Genomic DNA, 289 nt, shown 5'->3' with positions numbered 1-289 from the left:
GACACGCTGAACGGCGGTAACGGCAACGACACATTGCTTGGCGACAACGGAGCCGACACGTTGGATGGTGGTAATGGCAACGACACGCTGAGAGGCGGTGTCGGCAATGACGTGCTGACAGGCGGCACGGATGGCAGTTTCGATCAGTTGAACGGCGATGATGGCGATGACCAGTTGATGTTGGCTCGGGGCTATGCGTCCGGCGGCAATGGTAACGACATCCTCGATGTGCGCACGGCGCTGGTCGGTGCTGCTGTGAACTTGAGCGGTGACGCGGGCAGCGACATCT

Annotated in this window: 1 protein-coding gene; it reads left to right on the top strand. The window is 60.6% G+C overall.

From position 1 onward, the window contains the following. The coding region (locus Q8X48_RS29960; protein WP_407802682.1) for a calcium-binding protein at nucleotides 1-289 on the top strand (289 nt) is incomplete at both ends.

Origin of the sequence: Pseudomonas sp. QLc11A (genome assembly GCF_052112305.1) — a bacterium.
Classification (GTDB): domain Bacteria; phylum Pseudomonadota; class Gammaproteobacteria; order Pseudomonadales; family Pseudomonadaceae; genus Aquipseudomonas; species Aquipseudomonas laurylsulfatiphila.
The sequence above is the reverse complement of the archived record's forward strand: the minus strand, read 5'-3'. Positions and strand labels throughout refer to the sequence as shown.